A 295-nucleotide genomic window follows, 5' to 3' on the forward strand; every position below is an offset into this window, starting at 1 on the left:
TTTTTCACTATAGAGAAATTTTCGTTTTTAGTTAAACAATTTTCACAATGTGTAGGTTGATAAGTAAGCTCTGCATAGTAAAACAGACTCTTTCGTCCTTTATATTTTTTCTCAGTCACTTCATCTGAAAAACTTAGATTTTTATCTTTAATTCTTAATGTATTTAATATAGACTTACACATAGGCGCATTACCTCTCTTTTTTATTTGGTGTGGTAGCTAATAATTATAGAGGTAATTGCGCTATTTTTGTATTCAAAACATAAAAATTGGACTGATGATTTTTAGTCATCAGT

Annotated in this window: 1 pseudogene; it reads right to left on the reverse strand. The window is 27.8% G+C overall.

Annotated elements, in window-relative coordinates:
* Positions 1-182, reverse strand: a pseudogene (locus tag CD128_RS11375) (ISL3 family transposase); the annotation flags it as partial.
* Between the last annotated feature and the right edge of the window lie 113 nt (positions 183-295).

The sequence above is a fragment of the Staphylococcus croceilyticus genome (assembly GCF_002902575.1).
Classification (GTDB): Bacteria; Bacillota; Bacilli; order Staphylococcales; family Staphylococcaceae; genus Staphylococcus; species Staphylococcus croceilyticus.